We start from the raw sequence: 25,146 nt of genomic DNA, 5'->3' as shown, positions 1-25,146 counted from the left end.
TTCCGCGCGACCGCACGCCGGTCGTGCGGGAGCCGCGGAAACCCGCGGCGCGACGAGCGTTGCAGGTTTGACGGGTGTTGGTCCCATCCCCGAGGTCAACACCTCTTTTTGCCTGTCGAGGGTACAAGGAGGCCTCAATCATGAGGATCTTTTTGGTCGCTCTATTGCTGTACGGCACACAAGCTGCCGCACAGTTGGTTTTCCAGAACCCTGCGGTCTTCGTGATCCTGAGCGAGCAGACGGTTGCGAATGCAGCGAGCGTGCAGCAGGCGCTGACGACGCTCGGCCGCCCGGACAACACGGCATGCATGCCGATGATGATGGTCGGCGATCCGCAGGTGATCTACATGCTGCCGGAGGAAGGCCATGCGCCTTCGTGGCAATCGCCGCCATACGGTCGCGGCACGCCGTTCGAAGCGCAGGCCGGGCCGGCATCGACGGGCAAGACGGTCGGCGCGATGCAGCACGCGGAGGACATGCGCACGCAACCGTGGACCGACAGCAGCGCGATCACGCAGAAGATCGCCGGCGAGTCGAGCGTCTCGGCGTCGGCCCGTGTCAGCGACTGGCAACGCAACGGCCTGAACACGATCGAGACGGCGCGTGCGACGGACGTCACAGTGAACGGCAAGGTCTACCGGCCCTACAACCATGAACTCAACCAGCCAGCGGGTCCGGTCGCGGAACCGCAAATCTATACGCAGCGGGTCGTGTTCTGCCGCTGATGAAACATCATCGGGCGGACACGCCGACAGCGCCGCGAGCGCGCGGGAAGACCCGTCGCGCATCGTTGCGCACCGGGCTGTCCGCCGGACCACCTCAAGCGGCGAGGCCATCGTGAACTATTGCTCTCCCATCAGCTTGTCAGGCCCGGAGGCGGGCGCACGGGATGTCTGCATGCCGCCGTTCGTGACGGCCCGGCGCCACCACGCGGCGCCGTCGCGGCCGCTCATCTATCTGTCGCAGCATCCCGCCGCCGCGCTGGTCGACTATCTCGCGTCGCGCGGCTGGGACGTATGGCGCGCGAAAACCGTTGCGGACGCACTCAATCTCGTCAAGGCGAACCGGCTGCATGCGGGCATCGTCGACTTCGGCGATTTCGCGTCGCCCGACGTCGCGGCGCTCGAGACGCTGCTGCGCGATCCGCGCGTCGGCTGGGTTGCGCTCACCGACGACGACGGGCTGCGCGATACGGCGGTTGCGCGCCTGATCCGACAGTGCTGTTTCGACTACGTGCGCCACGGGAGCGCGGACGCGACCATCGGTTATCTCGTCGGCCACGCATACGGGATGATGAAGCTGTCCGAAGGCGGCCCGGCCGTTGATGCCGCACCGCCCGGCGGCACGATGATCGGCGCGTGCGACGCGATGCGCCGCCTGTTCGCGACGATCCGCAAGGTCGCCAACACCGAGGCGACCGTCTTCATCGCCGGCGAATCCGGTACCGGCAAGGAGCTGACCGCCGCCGCGATCCATCAGCAGTCGTCGCGCGCCGCTGCGCCGTTCGTCGCCGTGAATTGCGCGGCGATTCCGCCGACGCTGCTGCAGGCCGAGCTGTTCGGTTACGAGCGCGGCGCATTTACCGGCGCGCACCAGCGCAAGATCGGCCGCATCGAGGCCGCGCACGGCGGCACGTTGTTTCTCGACGAGATCGGCGACATGCCGTTCGAGAGCCAGGCAAGCCTGTTGCGCTTCCTGCAGGAAGGCAAGATCGAGCGGCTGGGCGGCCACGCGTCGATTCCGGTGGACGTGCGGATCGTGTCCGCGACCCACGTCGATCTCGAGGCCGCGATGGAGGACGGGCGTTTTCGTGCAGACCTGTTTTACCGCCTGTGCGTGCTGCGCATCGACGAACCGCCGCTGCGCGCGCGCGGCCGCGACATCATGCTGCTCGCCGAGCACGTGCTGCGGCGCTATCGCGGCGACAGCTCGCACCGGATCCGCGGCTTCATGCCGTGTGCGATCGAGGCGATCCACAACTATGCATGGCCCGGCAACGTGCGCGAGCTGATCAACCGGATCCGGTTCGCGGTCGTGATGACGAACGGGCCGCTGATCTCGGCCGCCGATCTCGAATTGAACCCGTACACGTCGCGCCAGCCGCCGACCCTCGCGGAAGCGCGCCGGCACGCGGAGCGGCGCAAGATCGAGGAAACGCTGCTGCGCCATCGGCACCAGCATGCGGACGTTGCCGCGGAGCTGGGCGTGTCGCGCGCGACGCTGTATCGGCTGATGATCGCGCACGGCCTGCACGGCTGATGCCGACCGCGCCGCCCCGGGGCGCCCCGGGGCGGCGCGGCGCAATGCGGGCCCGGCGGCGTCGTGCCGCCGGCGCCCGCGTCAGGCCGGACGTTCGAAGCCCGATTCGACCCAGCGCTGGGCACTGGCCTTGTTGAGCTTGAACCCCGCGGATACCTTCGCGTCGGCCAGCAGCTCGCCGTACGGGTCGAACGCCTTCAGCTCCGCGTACGGCTCGAACTCGTCCGGCACGATGTCGAGCGTGACCGACACTTCCTGGCCATCTTCGCCCTGAACCGTCACTTCCTTGTGCAGCATCGCGCGGCGCTGCTGCGCGTGGCGCATCAGCACCTCGGTCGCGGTCTTCACGAGCGTGCGGAACGCGTTCGCGTCCATCGGTTTCGGATTCTTCTTGTCGCGGCCCATCGTCCACGGGCCGACCAGCGCGGGCTCGGACTCGCCGTCCTTGATCATCTCGACGGCCCAGCCGTCGTCGTCTTCGTTCTTGATGATGCGTGCCGTCCAGCCGTTGTCGCGCCAGAGGCCGTCTTCGTGGATGGAGGTGTCGTCGGATTGCAGGTCGGATTCGGTCATGGGAGAAGCGGATGTTCGGGCTGCGGGCGCTCGGGGCGGCGCGGCTGCCATCGGCGCGCTGCCGCCGGCCGGTCGCCCGGAATGCGTGCAAAGGCGGCAATTTTACCCCGCGGGCCGGCCATGCGGCCCGCGCGGCCCGCAACGTCGGCCATCCGGCCGACTCCGGTTGCCGCAGAACGAACGAATCAGCGCAAATATCAAACTTGTATTACGTCTCTGAAGGCCGGTTTATACACCGTCCGATATCCCGACCGCGCGCCGCTTCATAGAATAACGTTCAGGATAAAAATATCCTGACCGTCGATTCAACGCCGATCCGGCCGCGTGCCTGCATTCCGCGACGCGCGGCCCGGCGAACCTTCTGGAACTGCGCATGGGGAAATTCAGGATTCGCACCGTTTTCGCGTACGACTGGCCGTTGACGCTGGCGGGCATGGAACACATTGCCGTCGACGCGTGCGCGATCGAGCTCGTGGGCGTCTATCGGTCTCCGGGCGAACTCGTCGTGGCGCTCGGCACGATCGAATGCGACATCGTGCTGATCGATTATTCGATCGGCGCCGACGCGCAAATGGACGGCCTCGCGCTGTTCGACTGGCTGCGGCGCACGCGCCCGAACGTCGGCATCGTCGCGCTGGTCGGCAACGAGAACCCGGTGATCTTCCGTTCGATCCTCGCGCAAGGCGGCGCGAGCCTCGTCAGCAAGTTCGACGAAGTCGGCCACATCGTGACGGCGATCCATTCCAGCTACAGCGGCGGATACTATCTGTCGCCGCTCGTGCGGCGCGCGGTCGACGCACTCGCCGAACAGGACCGGCAGCCCGTGAAGTTGTCGATGCGCGAGATCGAGGTGATTCGCCTGTATCTGGCCGGCGTTCCGATCAAGATGATCGCGCAGCGGCTGAACAAGGGCAAGCAGACGGTCAGTGCGCAGAAGATCAGCGCGATGAAGAAGCTCGGCGCGACCAACGACATCGAGCTCGTCCAGCGGGCCGCGGGGCTTGGCTTCGCCGGCAGCAGGACGGCGAGCCGGCCGGGCGGGGTGCGATAGGCATGGCCGGAAACAAGCACGACCCTGGCATGGCGATGTCGATCGCAACCACGTTCCGGCATCTGGCGTCCGGTCTCGGTGACTTGAACCAGCGTCCGGTCGCCCTTCATTTCGGACAGGCGCAACGCGCGGTCGGCTATCTGCTGGCGCTTCACCACGCTGATATCCGCGAGGGGCTGATGTCCGGCATCGAAGGCACGCTGACCTGCGTGTCGACCCACGATCATTTGTCGCCGACGCTGTTTCTCGGCCTGCCCGTTTCGGTCCGGCTGACGACCGATCGGGGCCGCGTGCGCGCGATCAATGCGATCGTGCGCGAAGTGCGCACCGGCCAATCCGACGGCGAGCTGACCGTCTATCAACTACACGTGTGCGACGCGTTGTCGCTGATGGATCGCCGCACCAACGCCCGCGTGTTCCGGTCGCGCAGCGTGCCGGAAATCCTCGCGACGCTGATGAACGAGTGGAGGCAGCGCAGTTCCGCGCTCGCGCGGGCATTCGACTTCGACCTGTCGGGACTGGATGTCGAGCGCTATCCGGTGCGCGAACTCACGCGGCAGGTCAACGAGTCCGACGCGCATTTCATCCGGCGTCTGCTGCGCCGGGAAGGCATCACGGTCTTCGCGAAGGCCGGGATGGTCGACGCTGCGCGCGGGCCGGCCGGCGAGCGGCCGATTCACACGCTGATATTCTGCGACGACCCGTATCGCGTGACGGAGGCGCCGACCGGTGTGCTGCGTCTTCATCCGCGCGACGCCGCGGTCGGGCAACGCGACACCGTGACGCTGTTCGCGCACGGCCAGAGCCTGTCGTCCGGCAAGGTGCGCCGCTCGTCGTGGGATTACAAGACGGCTCGTGCAGACGATTCCACGGCCGTCACCGGCATCAACCAGGGCGAAGCCGGGAACGACCTCGCGCACCTGCTGACCGACGTCGCGATCGACATTCCGCACGTCGGCGATTCGTGGCGCGATCACGACCGCATCACGCGCGACCGGATGCTCGCACACCAGTTCGAAGCCGAACGTTACGACGGGATCAGCGGCGTGCGCGACCTGCCGGTCGGTCACTGGTTCACGCTGACGGGCGACCCCGAGCTCGACATGAAGCCGGTCGATCGTCGTCAGTTCGTGGTCACGTCGGTTCGGCACGAGATCCTGAACAACCTGCCGAAGCAGTTGACGGGGCGCGTGAGCGGGCTCTTCGCGGCGAGCCTGAACCTCGCGCAAACCGCTTCCGCGGCCCCTGCCGACGGATCGGCGCACACCGACACGCGCTACGAGAACCGCTTCACGTGCGTGCGGCGCGGCGTGCCGCTCAAGCCCGCGTACGATCCGAACGTCGATGTGCCGCCGGTCCACCTGCTGACCGGCACGATCGTCGGCACCGAGGGCGAGGAAGTGTTTTGCGACGAGGCCGGGCGCGTGCGCGTGCGCATACACGGATTCGACCCGGCCGACCATGCGCACGCGCAAGGCGCCGGGACGAACGATTCCGCCGGCGACAGTGCGCCCGTTCGTGTCGGCGCGAGCCTGTCGGGCAGCGGGTTCGGTGCGCTGTTCCTGCCGCGGGTCGGTATGGAAGTTCTGCTCGGATGTCTATCGGGCGACCCCGATCGGCTGGTCATCATCGGCGTGCTGAGCAACGGTGCGAACCCGCCCGCGAATTTCAGCGATACCGGCGCGCTGCCCGGCAATCGCTACCTGTCGGGTATCAAGACCAAGGAAATCAAGGGCTGGCGTCATAACCAGCTGCGTCTGGACGATACCCCGTCGCAAATCTCCGCGCAGTTGGCGAGCGAACACGCGCATACCCAGTTGAATCTCGGCTATCTGACGCAGCCGCGCGATGGTGGGCACGGAAGCGATCGCGGCGAGGGGGCCGAGCTGCGCACCGATGCCGCTGCGGCGTTGCGCGCGGCTCGCGGCATTTTGCTGTCGACCTATGCGCGTGCACGGGCTGCTGGCGGTCAGCTTGATCGCGACGAATTGATTCGGCTGCTCGATCAATGCACCGAGCTCTTCAAGTCGCTCGGCGACTATGCCGGCCAGCATGGCGGGCGGCCTGCCGATGCCGCGGGCCAGGACAGCCTCGCCGACGCGTTTCGAAACTGGACGCCTGGTGGCGCGCAGGCCGGAGCGGGTGACGACGCGCCTGCGTTGATGGCGTTCGGCGCGCAGTCGGGGTCGCTCAACGTCACGCCGAAGACGCACGTCGTGTATGCGGGCGAGAACATCGATCAGATCGCGCAGCGGCACGTGCAGGTCGCGAGCGGCGAGCGCATCAATCTGCATGCCGGTCACGGTGTCGCGATGTTCGCGCACAGCGAAGGCGTATCGGCGATCGCGAATCACGGGAAGGTGACGATTCAGTCGCAGAACGACGATACGCGAGTCGATTCGGCGAAGGACATTCAATTGACGGCGGCGGGCGGGAAGCTGACTGGCGCGGCGAGTGAGGAAGTCGTGTTCGTGACGTCCGGCGGGGCGTATCTGAAGCTGAGTGGCGGCGATATCGAGTTGGGGTGCCCGGGGGCTTTTACCGTGAAGTCGGCGGGGCATTCGTGGGGTGGGCCGGCGAGTATGAAGGTGGATATGCCGAAATTCTCTGAGGACACACTCGGCCGAGTGCCGAAATTGATCCATCCCGCTGACGGCGACGCGGCTGCCGGATTCGACGGTCGGGTAAAAAACTCGTCCACGGTGCTCCCGAATTCGACGACCGACGCGGCCGGTACGCTGCCGGCGATTGATGGCGATCAGGTCGAGAGGCTGGCAGTGCAGTTCACCAAGAAAAAATCATAGGTACGTGCAGGAGTTCTGAATGACTGATTCATTTCGCGATTCGCAACCGATAGCAGATGCTCGTACTGACGAGCCTGGCTCTAAAGCGGATTTGTCCGACGCACCCGCGCCGCGCCCCGAACCGCCGCCGATCATCGTCGGTGGTGTCGAAGGGATGACGATGTTCGCAAAGAACACGCCGCTTATCTGCATCAGGCAAATGCCATTGCCTGGGATCGTCATCTTCGTGCATGGCGTGAATTCGGAGGGCGAATGGTTCGAGGCGACGGAGGAGGGACTGTGCAAAGGCCTTAATCGCCGGATCGGGCGGCTCGACGATCAATTGATGTATCGCGGCATCGAGGCCGGGCAATTGACGCCGGCGAAGTACACCGAAAGCGTGACGCCGGATGGGTTTTTGAATCCGAAGCTTTGGTCCGGCAACTACATCAAGCCCGAGCCGTCGTTTTCGCCTGTCATTCACTTCCGATGGGGTTATCGGGCGACCGCAGCGGAATTGAAGGAATACGGCGACAAGATCTTTCTGAACGAAAAGGACTACTGGGGCGGTGGTCCGTTCACGAACGGTTGTTCGAGTCTGCCTGACCTTTGGCACGGCGGTCTTGATGACCGGACGATGGGATGGATGACGGTGCAAGGCATCAACCCGACCAACCGGCCGCTGTATCGCGCGCCGCCGCGTGCGTATGGCGTGCTCGCGGCGTTGCGCTTGGCCAAACTGATCGAGTCGATTCGCCAGATGCAGGCTGACGTACCGATCACTGTCGTATGTCATAGCCAAGGGAACATCGTGGGCCTCACGGCAGCCTTCTTCGGAGACGCATTCCCCGACGTCGAAGATCCATGGGGACAGACGGGGCACTGCGTGGCAGACGCATACGTGCTGGCGAATGCGCCGTACAGCCTTGCGAATGCAGACGGCCCGCACAAATCCGACACGTTCATGGATACGTGGTCGCAACGCGCGACGAAAGATGGAAGTGGGCATCGGGGGCGGCAGACCTATGCCGCACGCACGAAGACCTTCGGCAAGTTCCTGTCGATCATCGGTGCTCGAAAAGACTTCGAGCAGCCGGTCGACAACGTCGATGAAGACATGAAAAACAAACGGGTATCGCCGACGAGCAACCGGTCTTATGCCGCGCAAGAGGATCGCGATCGACACGGCTTGAATGGATCGACGTATGGCCGCGTCACAGCGTATTGCTGCCCGCACGATCAGGTCATTTCGGCGGTGACGGTTCAGGGCATCGGTTGGCGAGGCATCAGCAAACACGAACTCGACGATATCGGCGCCGCTGGCATCCTGACACAACGCGTGTTCGCATCGGGCCTCCCTGTTGGTGTGCAAAAACCGTACCGCTATTGGGAAGACGATTGGCGGCATGGCAAGCAAGGGACGAAGTCAGGCTTCTGGTATCCGCCCTCGCCGCCAGCCAAGTTCAATCTGATCGGCGCAATCAAAGGGAATGAAAGCGTTTTTGGAATAGCGGCGACGCTGGCAACTGCACCGCTCATGTTCGTCGTGACTGGAATCAGTTCGGCATTGAACATGCTGCGCGTGAACGCTGATCCACCAAAAGGCTGGACGGTGGTAGCGGATGCTCCCGCGCTGGACGATCCATTCCCGCCGAAAGCATTGCGGTTCGGTAAACCCGTCGAAACGAAGGATGGCGACGCAGTAAGCGACTTCAACGAAGGTAACGATCCACCGGCCGCTTGGCGTGACGCGAGCAAGGCCGATGTAGACAAGCGCGCGGACGACCCCTACGACCAATACAAGGAGAAGAACGAGGACAGCGTTGCCCAGGGCACGGCAGCAACCGAAGCCGGGCAGCGCTACGAGGATCGCGCGTTGATGCGGATGGAGGCACGTCGCACTCTGAATACCGAATGGCTCGATCGCGAAGGTCACGTCATTGGTGAGGATGGAAAGAGCGCTGTGCCCGAAGGCTACAAGGAATGGCGCGACAAGCAGATTGTGGATTGGCTCGATCGCGGTGCGACCAATAGCCCAACGAACCACTCGACGACGATGACCAATCCAGAACACGCCGAAAAGGCGCTTGCGTATGACGTTGCTTTGGGTCTGTGCTACCTGACCGAGAAGCAATTCAAATCACTTCGCATTGAGGCGGACTGGCGAATGGGGGAAGGAATTCCCAATGGCCATCCGAACAAGAAGTACTACGAATATTTCGCGCGCGGGAAATTGAACGATCTACCGATGCACGAATGGGTACACGTCAAGGGTGGTGAAGGCACGATTCCCGACGCGATCACGAATGAACGTGAAGGTGACTTTTACTTGAAGGTCGGGGGTGTGATTTGAAGGCGCTGATCGCTACGTGGCCGCGACGTGCAGCTGTCGCCGTGTCGACATGGATGCTTGTCACCGTGCTCATGGCCACGCTGATGGCACATGTTGAACAACCCGATCCGGCACACTTGGAAATAGGAGATTGGATGAAACGATTCGTTGTCTTGCCTGCCCTGTCCGCCCTGGCGGTGTTCATGTTCACCACGGCCATGATGCGGCCCGCACAGGCGGCCCCGGGCCAAGAACCTGCAGGGAACATCGCGCGAGCAGCTGAAGTACCGGCGAAGCCGTTCGTCGCGCAGGTGATCGGCCTGATGTGGTTGAATCCATTACAACGTATGGACTACCCGACCGAGTGGCAATTGCTGTGGACGCAGGGACTTGCAGCGCCAAACAAAAATGACGATATGGTGCGCACCGATCCAAAGTCTTTTACAACTCTGCAATCTGTAGCGGGTGTCGCATACGGCAACGAAGGCGAAGAAACGTTCAAGGGCTTCTACCAAAAGTACATGTTCAAGTTTCCTCTGCTGCTGAGCTCGCGCTATTCCGGCAATCCAAAATACTTCTACACGGTGGCCCCGGACAATAAGAAAGACTGGCGGGAACTGGCAGGCATTCGTGTCGAGCTTGCCATTCCGGATCGACTCGAACCCGACGACTCGCGAAGCTACTTGAGCGACTCGATTCGAAAGACGTTTTCAATCGGAAATACGTATTTTCCGACGATGTGGAGCGACCCCACGCCCCCCGATGTACGACTCACCCAAGGCGGTGCGAACACCGGTTTCACGTCACTGAACAACGCGCTGGACTACTTGCAGGCGAACCCCGACAAGACCGTGTGGGCAATCAACTGGGACGCACCAAACTTCCCGCCCACGGATGCGCAGATCAACGAGAACCTTGTCGTGCTGTTCCTCGCCGGCCCGAACTTCAACACCGAGCGCGAACCGCTCGCGTGGATCGGCAAGGCCGCGACCGGCGACACGCAGGCGTTTGCGCGGCAGGTCGGCACGACCCGCGCCGTGCAAGCGTGGAAGGCAACCATCGACCAAGCGGCCCGCAACGCCGGCATCGCGGTTCCGAACATCGAGTACATCGTTCACGACGCAGGCAAGGGCAGTGATGCGTCGTCGTCGCGCGTTGCCGCGCTCGCACAAACGCTGACCGAAACCCTTCCGGACTTCGACTACATGAAGCAGACCTTCAACACGGCGGGTCTACTCGGCGATATGGGAACCGGCAGCGCATTGACCAACGTCGCACTCGCGATCGGCCGGATCAATCACTTCGGCGGCAACGCACTCGTCGCCGGCACGACCGATCCGGAGCACCCCGTCGCGGTCGTTGTCCGGCCACCGTCGAAGCTCACGCCGATCGATCCCGACAAGGACTGGTTCCGCGCGCGCGGCGGCAACAACGCCTACCTGCCGTGGTGGGGGCGTCGGCACGATACCGATTACGGCACGCAAGGTTATTCGTGGTGATGCACATCGGCTTGGCGGCGCGCTGCATGTGAACGTAACCGCCGCGTCTAGTAACAGGAGATCGAGTGCAGCCATTTACTATCGCGCCCGGTTTGGTGGCGCTCATGGTGTGTCCTTTCGTCACCACCACGATTCCAGATTAACAATGACGATATGAAAATAGCGGAATGGTATGAATAGCATGCCCCTGACATTAAAATCCAAATATTTGAAAAAGATAAAATTGATCGTCGCGCTGCCGATAAGTGTGTTGCTAGCCGGTTGCCCGCCGATGATTGTGCCGCATTTTTCAACGAAATCTTACGAGAAAATTTATAGCTTTCCGGCTGAACCACGTCCGTGGTTGACGCTGGAAAGCGAGGGCATCAGGCTTTATTTGTATAATAATTGCCACGATCGGAGCAGCGACTGTAAATGGCAAACTCTGGCCGCCTTGAAGAGTGGAACAAAACCCGATTGGAAAGCCCTTCTGGATGCACCTCCGATTAGTTGGAGAGTCTACGGTACGAATCTACCCATGCGCCGCCCAATCTCCGCCTATGTACCTGGCACCAAATATCGTTTCATGGGTGCATTCAATAACTACCCAGAAATCGTGTTTGCAATTCCCGATGACCTTGTTGCCGATAAAAGGAATCGCGATCCGGGCGGGGCGCGGCGTTACAGGCAGATTGAAGATTACAACTCTCTCGCCAGCCCTGTGGCTATAGATATTCAGTTGGTCGTTTACGATGACGAACATCAATGGATTTTTACCAGACAACCGAAGCCGAATTATGAAAGAAAGGATTATCCGACCGATCTATTTGTTCCTAGTGACCTATTTCGGTTTTCGGAGGGCGATGATGTGCGGCTACATCAATCGATGGCCTTGTATTATGTTTCACCAAAAACAGCGCCGATCGGCTATCGCGTTGTATCAGGCAAGGCGGCGGAATATTGGGTTGGAAATTACAACATCAAGTATAGAGCCCATCAAATCGCGTTAGCCGATGTTATATTTCCTTCTGTTCCCCTCACACTTGATGCCTTAACCGTCGATGACAAAAGCGTCGCCGGAAAGCCCACGCTGTTATGTCATTACAGTTATACCCAATTCAATCTGGGTTGGATGGATGCGGCCCAACACCGCGGACCATCGGAGGAAGACCGGAAGAATTGCGAGCCAATTCAATAGTCGGGATGCTGCCCAATAATTATTGGGTCGGATCGTCTGCGTTTCGCCATCGCCGGATCAATCACTTCGGCGGCAACGCACTCGTCGCCGGCACGACCGACCCCGAACACCCCTTCGCGGTCATCGTCAGGCCGCCGTCGAAACTCACGCCGATCGATCCGACCAAGGACTGGCTCCGCGCACGCGGCGGAAACAACGCCTACCTGCCGTGGTGGGGACGCCGACACGATACCGATTACGGCATGCAGGGTTATTCGTGGTGATGCAAGCAGACGCGGTGGCATGCGTGCGAGCAAACGCGACCGCCGCGTCGAGCAACAGGAGATTGGATGAAACGATTTGTTGTCTTACGTGCCTTGGCCGCGCTTGCGGTGTTTATGTTCGTCACGGCCATGACGCGGTCTGCACAAGCTGCATCTGCCCAGGAACCTGCAGCGAACGCCGCGCGGACACGGGAGGAACAGGCGAAGCCGTTCGTCGCGCAGGTAGTTGGCCTGATCTGGTTGAACCCATTGCAACGCCGGGACTATCCGACCGAATGGCAATTATTGTGGACACAAGGGCTTGCCGCGCCGAACAAGAATGACGATATGATTCGTACCGATCCGAAGTCTTTCACTACCCTGCAATCAGTTGCGGGTATCGCATATGGCAACCAAGGCAAGGAAACGTTTAGAGGCTTCTATCGTAAGTACATCTCCGAGTTACCGCTGCTTCTTCGGTCGCGCTATGCCTCCAATCCAAAGTATTTCTACACAGTGAGTCCGGTCAACAAAAAGGGCTGGCGCGAACTGGCGGGCATTCGCGTCGAGCTTGCGATTCCGGATCGACTTGAACCGGACGAATCGCAAAGCTATTTGCGTGACTCGATTCGAAAGGCGTTTTCGATCGGGAACCCGCATTTTTCGACGATGTGGAGTCGCGACACACTCCCCGATGTGCAAATCGCCCAAGGCGGAGCGAACGCCGGCTTTACATCGCTGAACCGGGCATTGGACTACCTGCAGGCGAACCCCGACAAGACCGTGTGGGTAGTCAACTGGGACGCACCGAACTTCCCGCCCACGGATGCGCAGATCAACGAGAACCTTGTCGCGCTGTTCCTCGCCGGTCCGACTTCAACACCGAGCGTGAACCGCTCGCATGGATCGGCAAGGCCGCAACCGGCGACACGCAGGCGATTGCGCGGCAAGTCGGCACCACCCGCGCCGTGCAAGCGTGGAAGGCGACCATCGACCAAGCAGCCCGCAACGCCGGCATCTCGGTTCCAGACATCGAGTACATCGTTCACGACGCAGGCAAGGGCAGTGATGCGTCGTCGTCACGCGTTGCCTCCCTCGCGCAAACGCTGACCGAAACCCTTCCGGAATTCGACTACATGAAGCAGACCTTCAACACGGCCGGCCTGCTTGGCGACATGGGCACCGGCAGCGCATTGACGAACGTGGCGCTCGCGATCGGCCGGATCAATCACTTCGGCGGCAACGCGCTCGTCGCCGGCACGACCGACCCCGAGCACCCCTTCGCGGTAGTCGTCAGGCCGCCATCGAAACTCACACCGATCGATCCAACCAAGGACTGGTTCCGCGCACGCGGAGGAAACAACGCCTACCTGCCATGGTGGGGACGCCGACACGATACCGATTACGGCATGCAGGGTTATTCATGGTGACGCAAACCAGCACAGTGGCCTGCCGCACGCGAACGCGAACGCGACCCCGCACCAATCATTCACAGGAGGAAACATGCGTGGAATCATCCGGGTAGGCGATCCCCACACCCACGGCGGCCGAGTCGAGTCCGGCGCAGCAACAAGCAAGGTGATGGGCCTCGCCGTTGCTTGCGTCGGCGACACCTGTTCGTGTCCGGTCCACGGCACGTGCACCATCGTCGAAGGCGATCCGAATTTCACCGTCGAAGGGCGCGCCGCCGCGTTCGATGGGCACAAGACGTCTTGCGGCGCGGCATTGACTTCTTCGCTTTTGAATTCCGGACGTGTTTGAACATACCCATCGAGCCGCGAGCCCTGCATCGTCAAGATCCGACACGCGGTGTGATGCGGGCCGAACGTAGCCGGCCCGACACCGTCACGCCGGCAACGCGAACCGCGTGACGGCTTCCCGCAGTGCTTCGGCCTGATCGCGCAGCGAATGCGCGGCGGCGGCGGCTTCCTCGACGAGCGCCGCGTTCTGCTGCGTGACCTGATCCATCTCGCCCACCGCGCGATTGACCTGTTCGATTCCCGAGCTCTGCTCGCGCGACGCATGGCTGATCTCGTCGAGGATCTCGTTGACCCGCCGCACCGACTGCACGATCTCGGCCATCGTCTCGCCAGCATGCGTGACGAGCGTCGCGCCGTGCTCGACCGTCTCGTTCGACGACACGATCAGCGTCTTGATTTCTTTCGCAGCCGTCGCCGAGCGTTGCGCGAGCGAGCGCACTTCGGCCGCGACCACCGCGAAGCCGCGGCCCTGTTCGCCCGCACGCGCTGCCTCGACGGCCGCGTTCAGCGCAAGGATGTTGGTCTGGAACGCGATACCGTCGATCACGCCGATGATGTCGCCGATCTTGTGCGAGCGATCGGTGATTTCGTTCATCGTGCGCACGACATCGTCGACCACCGCGCTGCCGCGCGTCGCGACTTGCGCGGCCTGGTCCGCGAGGGTCGCGGCCTGCGCGGCGCTTTCCGCGTTCTGCTTCACGTTCGCGGTCATCTGATCCATGCTCGACGCGGTCTGCACGAGCGCGGCCGCCTGTTCCTCGGTGCGCTGCGACAGGTCCGTGTTGCCCGACGCGATCTCGCTCGCGCCGACGTTGATGTTCTCGGTGCCCATCCGTACGCGCGACACCATGTCGATCAGTCCGCCCTGCATCATGTGCAATGCATGCAGCAGGCTGCCGTGATCGTCGTGCTTCACGTTCACGCGCGCGGTCAGGTCGCCTTGCGCGATGCGCTGCGCGGTGTCGAGCGCGACTTCGAGCTCGCCGCCGAGGCTCGCGCGCACGCTTTTCAGCACGAGCACCATCACGGCGGTCGCGATCGCGCCGAGCACGGCCGTCATCGCGAGCCAGCGGCCGATGCTCGCGAGCACGGCGGAGCGCACGTCGTCCATGTACATGCCCGTCACGAGATACCAGTCCCACGGCGCGAAGCGTTGCACCGCGCTGGTCTTGTCCTGCGGCTTGTCGGCGCCCGGCTTCGGCCACAGATATTCGACGAAACCCTTGCCGCCTTTCACGTTGCCGGCCTTCACGATTTCGATGAACAGGTGCTTGCCGTTCGGATCCGCGAAATTCGACACGTCCTTGCCGTTGAGGTCGGTCTTGATCGGATGCATCACGATCACCGGCTTCGAGTCGTTGATCGAGATGTAGCCGTCGGCGCCGTAGCGCATCGCGGCGATCGCCTCGAGCGCCTTCTGCTTCGCATCGGCTTCCGGCAGCGCGTTCTGCTGCGACAGCTTGTAGTAGTGGTCGGCGACGCTCGCGGCCTGCGCCACCAGTGTCGCAAGCTGGTCGCGGCGGTCGGTGATCATCGATGCGCGGGTCTGCCATGCGCCGATTCCGGCGATCACGAGCAGGCCAAGCCACAGGATGACGATCATCGAAGCAAGTTTCTGGTTCAGGGAGAGTGTGCGCATGGTGGATGAGGTCGGTCGGTCGAACGCGCGCGCCGGAACGGCGTGACGAGATAAGTCTTTGACGGCGCGCAGCGAACGTTGCCGTAGACGGGAAATCCCTTAGACGCCGTGCCGCCGCCCATGCCACCGAGCGCGGTACGGGTATCTATGCATATACATAATGAGCGTCGCTATACTGTCGGACGATGGCGGCTGCGCCGTCCGCCCGGGAGGCCCGAGCGCGGATGGCGACGCCGAACGAAACCGAAAGGAGGCAGCGATGCGAATTCTGGTGGTAGGGGCCGGCGCGGTCGGCGGATATTTCGGCGGCCGGCTCGCGGCGGCGGGGCGCGACGTGACGTTCCTGGTGCGCGACGGTCGTGCGGCCGCGCTCGCGCGCGACGGGCTGCTGATTCGCAGCCCGCGCGGCGACCTGACGCTTGCGAACGTGCAGACCGTGCGCGCGACCGACACGGCCGCGCCGTTCGACCTCGTGCTGCTGAGCTGCAAGGCGTACAGCCTCGACGATGCGATTGCATCGTTCGCGCCGTTCGTCGGGCCGTCGACGCTGATCCTGCCGATGCTCAACGGGATGCGCCATCTCGACGTGCTGCGCGACCGGTTCGGTGCCGCGCAGGTGCTGGGCGGCCTGTGCGTGATCGCGGCCACGCTCGATCGCGAGCAGCGGATCGTGCATCTGAACGACACGCATGGATTGTCGTTCGGGGAACTCGCCGGTGGCGAATCGGCACGCGTGCGCGCGCTGGCAGACGTGCTCGGCGGCGCAGGCTTCGACGCGACGCTCAGCGACGACATCGCCGCGCGCATGTGGGAGAAGTGGATATTCCTCGCGACGCTCGCGGCGAGTACGTCGCTGTTTCGCGGCGCGATCGGCGACATTCTCGCGGCGCCGGACGGCCGTCGTTTGCTCGAGACGATGCTCGCCGAATGCAGCGCGATCGCCGCGCACAACGGGCACCGGTCCGACCCGGCGGCGATCGAACGGATGCAGCGGATGGTGCTGACGCCGTCGCCGCTGACCGCGTCGATGCTGCGCGACGTCGAGAACCATGCGCGGGTCGAGGCCGATCACGTGATCGGCGACCTGCTCGCACGCCGCGATCCGCAGGCGACGGATGCGCTGTCGCTGCTGCGGATCGCGTACAACCACCTGAAGACATACGAGGTGCGCGTCGCCCGGGAACGCGCGGCGGGGTAGTCGTGCAAGCGGCTTTCGTCGCGATGTATTGCCGGGCATGCGGCTGTGCAGCGCATGGCGTCATGCGCGCGTGGCGATTCTGCGGGCGCTACCTGCAAGCCGAGCGATGTGCGTGGCTTGTCAGCCGGCCATCCGCGGCGATCGATCGAGCGCGGTTCTACGGTGCAGCGGCCGGCGCGCGTGCGGTGTCGCCGCGGCGACGGATCATCGTCCAGCGCAGAGGGGCAAGCATGTCGGCGGCGCAGCCGCGCGCGGGCGCCCGGTTAAACCGGATCCTTGCTCGGCGGCCCGTCGGGTTGCTGCGGATTGTCGTGGGGATGCCCGGGCGCCGGTGGCGACAATGGGTCGTCTTCCGGATCGCGATTCGGGTCGGCCGGGGGCTCCGGCATCGGTGTCGTGTGGTCCATGGAGAGCTCGCGCAATGCGTGATGGCGGTGGCGCGGCGCGCGCGCCTCGTCTTCGTTATAGGCAATCGGGCGCGCGTTTGCAGCGGGAATCTCGCGGCAGCATGCGAATTGCCGGCAAATTCAAGCATTCGCGGGTATCGCGTCGGCGCGCATGACGAACGGGCACGCGCGATGCACATTGCGGCCAGGGCGACCAGTGAGACGGTGCAATCGGCTGTGCGTCAGCGCAGATCCGCCGGCGTATCGACGTCGCGCAGGATGCCGGGGTCGTCGACGTCGAGCAGGTTCACCGGGGCGCTGGCAAACAGCGTGCGGGCGCCCGTATCGCCATCGAGTGCGGCCAGCGCGTCGTAGTGGCAGGCGGCGAAGCCGACCGGATGACCGCGCACGCCCTGGTGCACGGGGGCGACGATCGACGCGTCGTCGGCATCGAGCGCGCGCGTGAGCACTTCGTACGTGGATGCCGCAATCCACGGCATGTCGGCGAGCGCGACCAGCCAGCCGGTGGCTTCCGGCGTCGTGCGCACGCCCGCCGCAAGGCTCGCGCCCATCCCGCGCGTCGTGTCGGGTGCATAGACGACCTGGCAGCCCGCTTCGTTCAGCAGAGTCGCGAGTTTGTCGGCGCCAGGGCGCACGACGGCGATCACGTCGGCCGTGGCGGCCGCGAGATGACGGGCAGCCGCGACCGCGACTGGCGTGCCGTCGGGGAGCAGTGCGAGCAGCTTGCTTTGCAGACCGCTCGGGTCGAAGCGTTGACCGAGGCCGCCGGCGAGCAGGACGCCGGTGGCGAGTGACGCATAGGGCATCGGCGCAGGGGGGAGGGACGCAGGTGGCCCGATTGTGCGGGAGCGGGCGGGGCTCGGCAAGTCCGGATGTTACCGATGCGGGCCGGCAGGGCGGAAAGAATGTCAGGGATGGCGGTGAGGCGGGCCTCGCCTGGTCAGACTAATCGCCGCGCGGCCGGAATCCCGGGGCAGGCGCTGTTGCGCTGCCGCTCCTGATGATCAGTGGATTACCAGAGCGTCTTGACGTGCGCGTAGGCGCGGATCTTCTCGTCCCGGGTGACGAGCGGCGCACCGAGCCGCCGCGCGGTGGCGACGATCATCCGGTCGGCCGGATCCTTGTGGAAGGTGCCAGGGAGGTCGGTCGACTTCGCGGCGATATCGGCATCGACGGGCACGAAGCGAATGCCGTCGATTTGCGCGACGGTGGCGAGCCATGCGTCGACGTCCATCGTCAGCGCGAGGCGGTCATTGCGCACCAGCATGGCAATCTCCCATGCGGAGATCGCGGATGCGGCGAGCGTGCCTTCCCCGAGCGCACGCTCGATCGCGCTTCGCGCTTTCTTGCTGAGCGAAGGGTCGCCTGCCACCCACCACACCAATGCATGTGTATCCAGCACGATCACTGCGACGCCTCCCAATCATCTTCCGCAATCGGATCGAGAGGATTGTCATAGCGCATGACCGAGCCGCGCAATATGTCCAACGGCTGGGCTTCGCGCGAGCGGTATGGCCGGATTTCCAGCGTCGGCTTGCCATGGTCGGTGACGATCAGGCTTTCGCCCGACGCTTCGACGAGACGGAAGTATTCGAGGGCGCGAGCCTTGAATTCGGATTTCGATACGGGAGCGTGCGGCATCATGATATGAGCATGGTCATTTGACGATGGTCATTTTAGGCCGGGTGCTGGATCGGTGCAAGCAATCGGTCGGGGCTGGGACGCCGCTCACGCATCCGCCCACTTCCTCAACAGGTTGTGATAAATCCCCGTCAACGCGATGACCATCGGATCTTTCGCGCCTTTCTCCGCGGACAACGCCTGAATCTGCGTATCGAGCTGAAATAGCAGCGTGCGATCTCCATCGTCGCGCACCATGCTTTGAATCCAGAAGAACGACGCGACGCGCTCGCCGCGCGTCACAGGCGTCACGTGATGCAGGCTCGACGCCGGATACAGCACGAGATCGCCCGCCGGCAGCTTCGCGCGATGCACGCCGTACGGATCCTCGACGCACAGCTCGCCGCCGTCGTACGCATCGGGTTCTTCGAGGAACAGCGTCGCCGACAGGTCGCTGCGCACGCGAAAATCCGTGCCGCGCAGCAGCCGGATCGCATTGTCCACATGCGTGCCGAACGTCTCGCCGCCTGCATAGCGATTGAACAACGGCGGAAACACCTTGAGCGGCAGCGCCGCCGAAAAGAACAGCGGATGGCAGGCAAGCGCATCCTGGATCGCGTCGCCGACGGTGCGTGCGATCGGCGAACCTTCCGGCAATTGCCGGTTGCGTTTCGCGAGCGCCGACTGCGCGCCGGACGTCGCGTTGCCGTCGACCCAGTCGGCGGCATCGAGCAATTCGCGGCATTGCGCGACTTGCGCTTTGGTCAGTACGCTGGGGATATGAAGCATCACGATGCGGATTCCATTGCGTGCGGCGCGAGCTGCATGGCCGCCAAACGAAAAGCGTCGAGCGGCGACGACAACAGATACGCGCGCATCTTTGCGATGAACGCGGGTGTCGCGGTGGCCGGTACACGCGCGAGCCAGGCGAGCGCTTCGTCGACGCGCCCGCGCTCGGCGAGCAGCCGCGCATAGTTGAACTGACCGCGGAAGTCGCCGGCCTCGGCCGCGCGACGATAGTGATCGAACGCGGCATCGGCGTCGACGGGTACGACCCAGCCGTCCTCGTAGAAACCGCCGATCAGGTTGATCGATTTCGCATGACCGAGCGCGGCCGCCCGGCGAAACCAGGCGAGCGCGTCGGCGCGGTTCTCGTCGACGCCATTGCCGAGCGCGAGCGCCGTCGCATAGTTGTACATCCCCCAGTCGAGCCCGGCCTGCGCGGCGAGCCGATACCAGTACACGGCCACCGGCGCGGATGCGGCCGTGCCCCAGCCGAACTCGTAGCAGCGGCCGAGCATGTTCATCGCCATCGGATGGCCGGCCCGCGCCGCATGGCGGAACCAGCCGAACGCGGCGGCCGGATCGCGCGCGACGCCGTGCCCGTCGAGCAGGTACTGCCCGTAGACGGCCTGAGCGTCGACGATGCCGTTGTCCGCGGCCGCCGCGACCCACGCGGCGGCGCGCTCGGGCGGCCCGGCGAGAATCTCGGCGAACGCGCGCGGCGACACCGACGCGAGTGCCTTCAGCGAGACGGCTTCCATCGATCAGTAGCGCGCGTTCAGCGTGACGAACGCCGAGCGGCCCGGTGCGATCGACGCGTAGTGCGCCGGATACGCCTGATCGAAATACGTGCGGTTGAACAGGTTGTTCACGTTCAGCTGCAGGTCGAGCTTCTTGTTGATCCGGTACTGCGCCATCGCATCGAAGCGCCAGTACGACGGCACGGCGCGCAGGTTCGCAGGATCGCCGAACACTTCCGACATGTAGAACGCGCCGCCGCCGACAGTGAACTTCGGCGTGATGTCGTAGTTCGACCACATCGTCAGGCTGTGCTTCGGCGTGTTCGGGAAGCGGTTGCCGTCGTTCGCGGCGTCCTTGCCGTTGTCGCGCAGTTGGCTCTTCATGTACGTGTAGCCGCCGAACACCTGCCACTGCTTGGTGATCTGGCCGGCGACGCCGAGCTCGAGACCCTGCACGCGCTTGTTGCCGACCATTGCGTATTGGTTGTTGGGCAGCGTCACGCGCGCATTCGTCGTGTCGATCTGGAACAGCGCGGCCGTCAGCGACAGCTTGTCGTTCAGCACGTTCCACTTCGTGCCGAGCTCGATGCTGCGGTTCTTCTCGGGGGACATCTGATCCGCGTTCGGGCCGACGCCGCCGCGGCCCGGCGTGAGCGACTGCGTTTCGCTGCCTTCGCCGAGCAGCATGCCGGCCGGCGTCGACGACGTCGCATACGACGCGTAGATGCTGCCGTTCTGCGCGGGCTTGAACACGAGGCCGGCCTGCCAGTTGAAGAGCGTGTCGTCGCGCGTATAGGTCTTGCCGCCGTTCGCCTTGGTGTCGGTGAAGCGGGTCGAGTAGTCGTCGACGCGCACGCCGGCATTCACCTGCCAGCGCGGCGTGATCTCGATCGTGTCGAAGCCGTAGATCGACTTCGTTGTGGTGCGCGCATGCGCGTAGTCGTTGTTGCGCGTGACGGAGCCGGCCCACGGATCGTTCGGATTCGGCGACCACAGGCTCGTGCAGTTGTAGCCCGACGGCGCACCGATGCCTTTCTGGCAGATCGTGCCCTTGTCGGTCGCGACCGTGTACGAATCGCGCTTGCCCCATTCGCGTGTCAGCTCGATGCCGGTCGTGAAGCTGTGCTTGAACGGGCCGGTGCGGAATTCGCCGAACAGCTCGGTCAGGTTCGCGAGGCTGTTGATCGAGCTGTCGCGGTTGTTGTTGCGGCGCCAGACCTTGCCGTTCACCACGTTGCCCTGGCTGTCGTCCGGCTGCGTCCAGATGTAGTCCTGCGTCGATTCCGTGTAGCGCGTGGTGTTGCGCACCGTGAGGTTCGGCGTGATGTCGTGCTCGATCTTGATCGTGCTGATGTCCGATGTGGTCTTGCGGAAGTCGCGGTCGATCAGCCCGTAGAAGTTGTGGCGATCGACGGGCGCCGGATAGATCGTGCCGACGTTCGCCGGCTTGTTCGACGTCGTGTAGAAGTACGGGATGCCGCCGTCGGGCATGTCGTCGGTCGACAGGTGGTAGTAGCTCGCGGTCACGCGCGTCGGCGTGCCGAGACCGAACGCGATCGACGGTGCGACGCCCCAGCGCTCGTTGTTGACGGCGTCGCGGCCGGCGACGTCGTTGTTGTGGCTCATCAGGTTCAGGCGGAACGCGGCGTGATCGGCGAACTGCCAGTTGCCGTCGGCGGTGAAGCGCCGATAGCGGTCGGTGCCGAGGCCCGCGCTGGCGGCGGCGGTCGTGCCGAGATGCGGCGCCTTCGTGATCAGGTTGATGCTGCCGCCGGCGCCGCCGCGGCCGCCGTACGCGCCGTCGGAACCCTTGGTGATCTCGACGCGTTCGGTGTTGAAGATCTCGCGCGTGGTGGCACCCGTGTCGCGCATGCCGTCGACGAACATGCTGCCTTGCGTGTCGTAGCCGCGAATGAACGGACGGTCGCCGAGCGGGTTGCCGCCTTCGCCGGCGCCGAACGTGATGCCGGGCACGGTGCGCAGCGCTTCGGTCAGGGTGGCCGCGCCGCTGCTCTGGATCAGCGCCTGCGGAATCACGGTGACCGATTTCGGCGTATCGACGAGCGGCGCGGTGAATTTCACGGACGCGGAAAAGTCGGCCTTGTAGCTGTGCTCGGCCTTGCCCTGGACTTCGATCGGCGCGAGATGGCCTTCGGTGCTGACCGGAGCGGGCGACGGCGTGCCGTCGGCGAATGCAGGGCTCGCGGCGAGCACGCTGCACAGGGTGGTGAATTTGCCGAGCTTCAGCTCTTCAGGGCGTGACTTCATGGTTCGGTTCGACCTCGCTGTGTGGCCCGGAAACGGCGCGGTACGAAAAGGTGCATGCCGCCCGGAATTATTACGATTTCGTTTCAGGCGGCATTCTATGTAATTTCTTGTTAAATGAGAAGCGTTCTTGTTCGCATTTGTAAGGAAATTGTTGACGAATGTGGCGGAGGGCGCGAAGGCTTGCGGAGCGGGGGAGATGGCCGAATGGCCGAGTATGAAAGCCGCGGCGGGCGGCTTAAAGTGGCTACATCTTCACTCGTTCAAAGTGACTGCAAGGTGATAATATGACTGCATTGAAAGCAAATGTAGTGAGGCGCATCATGCCCGTGATCACCGTTCGAAATCTGCCCGACGAGGTGCACCGCGCGCTTCGAATCCGTGCCGCGCAACATGGCCGCAGTACCGAGGCCGAGGTGCGCGATATCCTCGAGCAAGCCGTTCGCACCAGCGGGCGCCCCAGGCTGGGAACGCTGCTGGCTGAAATCGGGCGGGAGGCTGGCGGTATCGATTTCGAGGTTCGGCGCGACACGGCGCCAACCGATCCGATGAGCTTCGAATGATCCTGGTCGATACCAACGTCATTTCCGAGCCGCTGCGACGCGAGCCGAGTGCGGCCGTGATCGAATGGCTCGACGCGCAGAACGTCGAGACACTGTTTCTTGCGGCGATCACGCTGGCGGAGATGCGATTCGGCGTGGCCGTGTTGCCCGAAGGGCGCAGGCGAGACTGGCTGCACCAAAGCATCGAGCAACGCGTCGTGCCGTTGTTTCGCGGCCGGATCCTGCCGTTCGACGATGCGGCCAGTCAGGCGTATGCAAGCCTCCGTGCGAAGGCGCGTGCCACGGGCAATGCGATGGCGTCTGCCGATGGCTTCGTCGCCGCGACCGCCGCAGCGAACGGCCTGATCGTGGCCACGCGCGACGTCGCGCCGTTCGAAGCGGCGGGCCTGCGCGTGATCGACCCGTGGGCCGGCTGATGCCGAGCGGGTCGGCGCCACGTTACCTCCAGCGAAGATGAAAAACGCGCCGTGCAAGGCGGCGCGTGTTGGGCGTTCCGTCGGCGCGCGGCCCTTGAACTGAAGCAGTCCAAGGCCGGCCGCGCAGCACCGGATGCGGATCAATCGATCCCGTGAAACACCGCATCCTCGGGCCCGAGGTATGCCGGCGGGCGCCACGTTGCGTCGCGCATCGAATGCTGGACGAGGTTCTCGACGCCGAGCAGCACCGCGAAGATCGCCATGCGCACCGGGATGCCGTTGTCGGTCTGGCGGAAGATCGCGAGGCGCGGATCGCGGTTCAGGTCGACCGACAGGTCGTTCGCGCCGGGCCGGCTGTCGCGCGGCAGCGGATGCATGATCAGCGTGTCAGGTTTGCAGACCGAATCGACGAGTGCCTGGTTGATCTGGAAATCCGGCGTGTAGCCTTCGAACGACTCGTCGGTGAAGCGCTCCTTCTGGATCCGCGTCGCATAGACGACGTCCGCGCCGCGCAGCCCGGCCGCGAGGTCGTTCGTCTGCTCGATCACGTGGCCGTTCGTCGCGATCTGGTCGATGATGTAGGCCGGCATTTCGAGCGTCGGCGGCGACACGAGCGTGAACTTCAGCCCGCGGTACAGCGCGAGCAGCTTGACGAGCGAATGCACGGTGCGGCCGTACTTCAGGTCGCCCACGAGGGCGATATGCGCGCCGTCGACGATCTTGCCGAGTCGCGAGAACTCGCGCTGGATCGTATAGAGATCGAGCAGCGCCTGGCTCGGATGTTCGCCCGGGCCGTCGCCGCCATTGATCACCGGCAGGTTGGTCGCGCGGGCGAACTCGGCCACCGAGCCCTTCTCCGGATGGCGGATCACGAGCGCATCGACGTAGCCGGCCATCACGCGGCTCGTGTCGTAGATCGATTCGCCCTTGGCCATCGACGAGAACGTGAAGCCGGTCGTGTCGCACACCGAGCCGCCGAGCCGGCAGAACGCGGCGCCGAACGACACGCGCGTGCGCGTGCTGGCTTCGAAGAACAGGTTGCCGAGCACGGCGCCTTCGAGCACGCGCGAAATCTTGTGGCGGCGCGCGATCGGCTGCATCACGTCGGCGACGCGGAACAGTGCCTCGACCGAATCCCGCGAGAACTGGTCCACCGAGATCAGCTGCGGCTTGCCTTCGAACAGGAAATGCTTCGAGAGCCCCTGCTTATCTACGCTTTGCGTATGGTTTGCGCCTTCCGGTTCCGAGCGCTCGACGATTTCCGACACGAAGCGCTCGACGATCTCGGGCATGCCGCGCGATTCCTGCGAATCGTCGGGCAACAGCCATGTATCCAGCGCACGGCGGCTCACGCCGATGCGGTTCGCGAACGCTTCGCGGGTCATGTTGAGGCGGCGCATCGCGTCGCGCAGGAAGGCTTGCTGGGGAACGGTCATCGGCGGCACCTCGTGGAAAATATACGCGGTGCGTATATTAGTTCGAGGAGCGGCGAAGTCAAGGAAAATCTGTGCGAACCGCTTGTCGGGGCGGTGTCACGCCTGCCGGCGCGGACTGGCGCGCGGCGGCTGTCTCCGTATAATCAGGTCGGGCCCCGTGTCCTGCATGTCGCAGGGCGCCGCGCCGCAGACGCTTCGCCCGGTCGGGCTTGTTGATTCGAAGGAGAACGAGAATGACGCGTACGATTGCTGCAATGCTGCTGGTGATGACCGCCGCGCTCGCCGGTTGCAATACCGTTGCAGGCATGGGTGAGGATATTTCGAAGGGTGGCCACGCGATAAGCGATTCGGCTGAAAAGGCCAAGTAAGCCGACCGGTTCCGGAATGCAGAAGGCGCCGGGCC

The 25,146-nt window shown here is 63.9% G+C and carries 21 protein-coding genes and 2 pseudogenes; 14 read left to right on the top strand and 9 right to left on the bottom strand.

Annotation, left to right across the window (positions count from 1 at the left end; genetic code table 11):
- The first annotated feature begins 140 nt into the window (after positions 1-140).
- On the top strand, positions 141-725 hold the full coding sequence (locus tag O1Q03_RS20720) for a hypothetical protein (protein WP_269505802.1): 585 nt from the start codon (positions 141-143) through the stop codon (positions 723-725).
- Between the two features lie 172 nt (positions 726-897).
- Positions 898-2,259: a sigma-54 dependent transcriptional regulator gene (locus O1Q03_RS20715; protein ID WP_269505801.1), complete on the top strand. Its 1,362-nt coding sequence runs from the start codon at positions 898-900 to the stop codon at positions 2,257-2,259.
- 81 nt (positions 2,260-2,340) lie between these two features.
- On the opposite strand, the gene O1Q03_RS20710 is transcribed toward O1Q03_RS20715, so the two are convergent.
- Entirely contained in the window at positions 2,341-2,832 is a 492-nt protein-coding gene (locus O1Q03_RS20710; protein WP_269505800.1) for a hypothetical protein, read from the bottom strand.
- Between the two features lie 373 nt (positions 2,833-3,205).
- Here O1Q03_RS20710 and O1Q03_RS20705 point away from each other — a divergent pair, with 373 nt between their 5' ends.
- The 8 genes and pseudogenes from O1Q03_RS20705 to O1Q03_RS20670 all read left to right on the top strand — a co-directional run bounded on the left by O1Q03_RS20705 (position 3,206) and on the right by O1Q03_RS20670 (position 13,677).
- Positions 3,206-3,883: a response regulator transcription factor gene (locus O1Q03_RS20705; RefSeq protein ID WP_269505799.1), complete on the top strand. Its 678-nt coding sequence runs from the start codon at positions 3,206-3,208 to the stop codon at positions 3,881-3,883.
- Between the two features lie 35 nt (positions 3,884-3,918).
- A complete protein-coding gene (locus O1Q03_RS20700; RefSeq protein WP_269505798.1) occupies positions 3,919-6,687 on the top strand; it encodes a type VI secretion system Vgr family protein in 2,769 nt (922 codons plus the stop codon).
- 154 nt (positions 6,688-6,841) lie between these two features.
- A complete protein-coding gene (locus O1Q03_RS20695; protein WP_442865817.1) occupies positions 6,842-9,019 on the top strand; it encodes a T6SS effector phospholipase Tle3 domain-containing protein in 2,178 nt (725 codons plus the stop codon).
- Between the two features lie 134 nt (positions 9,020-9,153).
- Positions 9,154-10,497, top strand: a complete 1,344-nt coding sequence (locus O1Q03_RS20690) for a virulence factor (RefSeq protein WP_269505796.1) — start codon at positions 9,154-9,156, stop codon at positions 10,495-10,497.
- 172 nt (positions 10,498-10,669) lie between these two features.
- On the top strand, positions 10,670-11,674 hold the full coding sequence (locus O1Q03_RS20685) for a hypothetical protein (RefSeq protein WP_269505795.1): 1,005 nt from the start codon (positions 10,670-10,672) through the stop codon (positions 11,672-11,674).
- A 53-nt stretch (positions 11,675-11,727) separates the two neighbouring features.
- Positions 11,728-11,937 (top strand): annotated as a pseudogene (locus O1Q03_RS20680) (virulence factor); the annotation flags it as partial.
- Positions 11,938-12,003: 66 nt separating this feature from the next.
- Positions 12,004-13,346, top strand: a pseudogene (locus O1Q03_RS20675) (virulence factor).
- Between the two features lie 73 nt (positions 13,347-13,419).
- A complete protein-coding gene (locus O1Q03_RS20670) occupies positions 13,420-13,677 on the top strand; it encodes a PAAR domain-containing protein (protein ID WP_269505794.1) in 258 nt (85 codons plus the stop codon).
- A gap of 84 nt (positions 13,678-13,761) precedes the next feature.
- On the opposite strand, the gene O1Q03_RS20665 is transcribed toward O1Q03_RS20670, so the two are convergent.
- Complete coding sequence (locus tag O1Q03_RS20665) at positions 13,762-15,315, bottom strand: methyl-accepting chemotaxis protein (RefSeq protein ID WP_269505793.1); 1,554 nt, start codon at positions 15,313-15,315, stop codon at positions 13,762-13,764.
- A 259-nt stretch (positions 15,316-15,574) separates the two neighbouring features.
- Here O1Q03_RS20665 and panE point away from each other — a divergent pair, with 259 nt between their 5' ends.
- Complete coding sequence (gene panE / locus O1Q03_RS20660) at positions 15,575-16,513, top strand: 2-dehydropantoate 2-reductase (protein WP_269505792.1); 939 nt, start codon at positions 15,575-15,577, stop codon at positions 16,511-16,513.
- 628 nt (positions 16,514-17,141) lie between these two features.
- Here panE and O1Q03_RS20655 read toward each other — a convergent pair.
- The 6 genes from O1Q03_RS20655 to O1Q03_RS20630 all read right to left on the bottom strand — a co-directional run bounded on the left by O1Q03_RS20655 (position 17,142) and on the right by O1Q03_RS20630 (position 22,331).
- Positions 17,142-17,726, bottom strand: coding sequence for a nucleotidyltransferase family protein (locus O1Q03_RS20655; protein WP_269505791.1), 585 nt, complete (start codon positions 17,724-17,726; stop codon positions 17,142-17,144).
- A gap of 206 nt (positions 17,727-17,932) precedes the next feature.
- The gene (locus O1Q03_RS20650) at positions 17,933-18,328 is read right to left on the bottom strand and encodes a type II toxin-antitoxin system VapC family toxin (RefSeq protein WP_269505866.1); all 396 of its coding nucleotides are present in this window, start codon (positions 18,326-18,328) and stop codon (positions 17,933-17,935) included.
- Positions 18,325-18,564: a type II toxin-antitoxin system Phd/YefM family antitoxin gene (locus O1Q03_RS20645; RefSeq protein WP_269505790.1), complete on the bottom strand. Its 240-nt coding sequence runs from the start codon at positions 18,562-18,564 to the stop codon at positions 18,325-18,327. The genes O1Q03_RS20650 and O1Q03_RS20645 overlap by 4 nt, the downstream gene beginning before the upstream one ends.
- An 84-nt stretch (positions 18,565-18,648) precedes the next feature.
- Entirely contained in the window at positions 18,649-19,332 is a 684-nt protein-coding gene (locus O1Q03_RS20640; RefSeq protein ID WP_269505789.1) for a Fe2+-dependent dioxygenase, read from the bottom strand.
- Positions 19,329-20,084: a tetratricopeptide repeat protein gene (locus tag O1Q03_RS20635; protein ID WP_269505788.1), complete on the bottom strand. Its 756-nt coding sequence runs from the start codon at positions 20,082-20,084 to the stop codon at positions 19,329-19,331. Before O1Q03_RS20635 ends, O1Q03_RS20640 begins: the two co-directional genes overlap by 4 nt.
- 3 nt (positions 20,085-20,087) lie before the next feature.
- Complete coding sequence (locus O1Q03_RS20630) at positions 20,088-22,331, bottom strand: TonB-dependent receptor (protein ID WP_269505787.1); 2,244 nt, start codon at positions 22,329-22,331, stop codon at positions 20,088-20,090.
- A 320-nt stretch (positions 22,332-22,651) separates the two neighbouring features.
- On the opposite strand from O1Q03_RS20630, the gene O1Q03_RS20625 reads away from it, so the two are divergent.
- Positions 22,652-22,891 carry a FitA-like ribbon-helix-helix domain-containing protein gene (locus O1Q03_RS20625; protein ID WP_269505865.1) on the top strand — a complete coding sequence of 80 codons (240 nt, stop codon included), beginning with the start codon at positions 22,652-22,654 and terminating at the stop codon, positions 22,889-22,891.
- Positions 22,888-23,307 (top strand): type II toxin-antitoxin system VapC family toxin, encoded by a 420-nt coding sequence (locus O1Q03_RS20620; protein ID WP_269505786.1) that lies wholly within the window; start codon positions 22,888-22,890, stop codon positions 23,305-23,307. Before O1Q03_RS20625 ends, O1Q03_RS20620 begins: the two co-directional genes overlap by 4 nt.
- A gap of 140 nt (positions 23,308-23,447) precedes the next feature.
- Here the strand turns inward: O1Q03_RS20620 and O1Q03_RS20615 are convergent, their stop codons facing one another.
- A complete protein-coding gene (locus tag O1Q03_RS20615; RefSeq protein WP_269505785.1) occupies positions 23,448-24,743 on the bottom strand; it encodes an aspartate carbamoyltransferase in 1,296 nt (431 codons plus the stop codon).
- Positions 24,744-24,976: 233 nt separating this feature from the next.
- On the opposite strand from O1Q03_RS20615, the gene O1Q03_RS20610 reads away from it, so the two are divergent.
- On the top strand, positions 24,977-25,111 hold the full coding sequence (locus O1Q03_RS20610) for an entericidin A/B family lipoprotein (protein WP_269505784.1): 135 nt from the start codon (positions 24,977-24,979) through the stop codon (positions 25,109-25,111).
- The last annotated feature ends 35 nt before the right edge of the window (positions 25,112-25,146 follow it).

The organism is Burkholderia sp. IMCC1007 (assembly GCF_027257875.1).
Lineage (GTDB): Bacteria > Pseudomonadota > Gammaproteobacteria > Burkholderiales > Burkholderiaceae > Burkholderia.
This window is presented reverse-complemented; position numbering and strand designations above follow the sequence as displayed.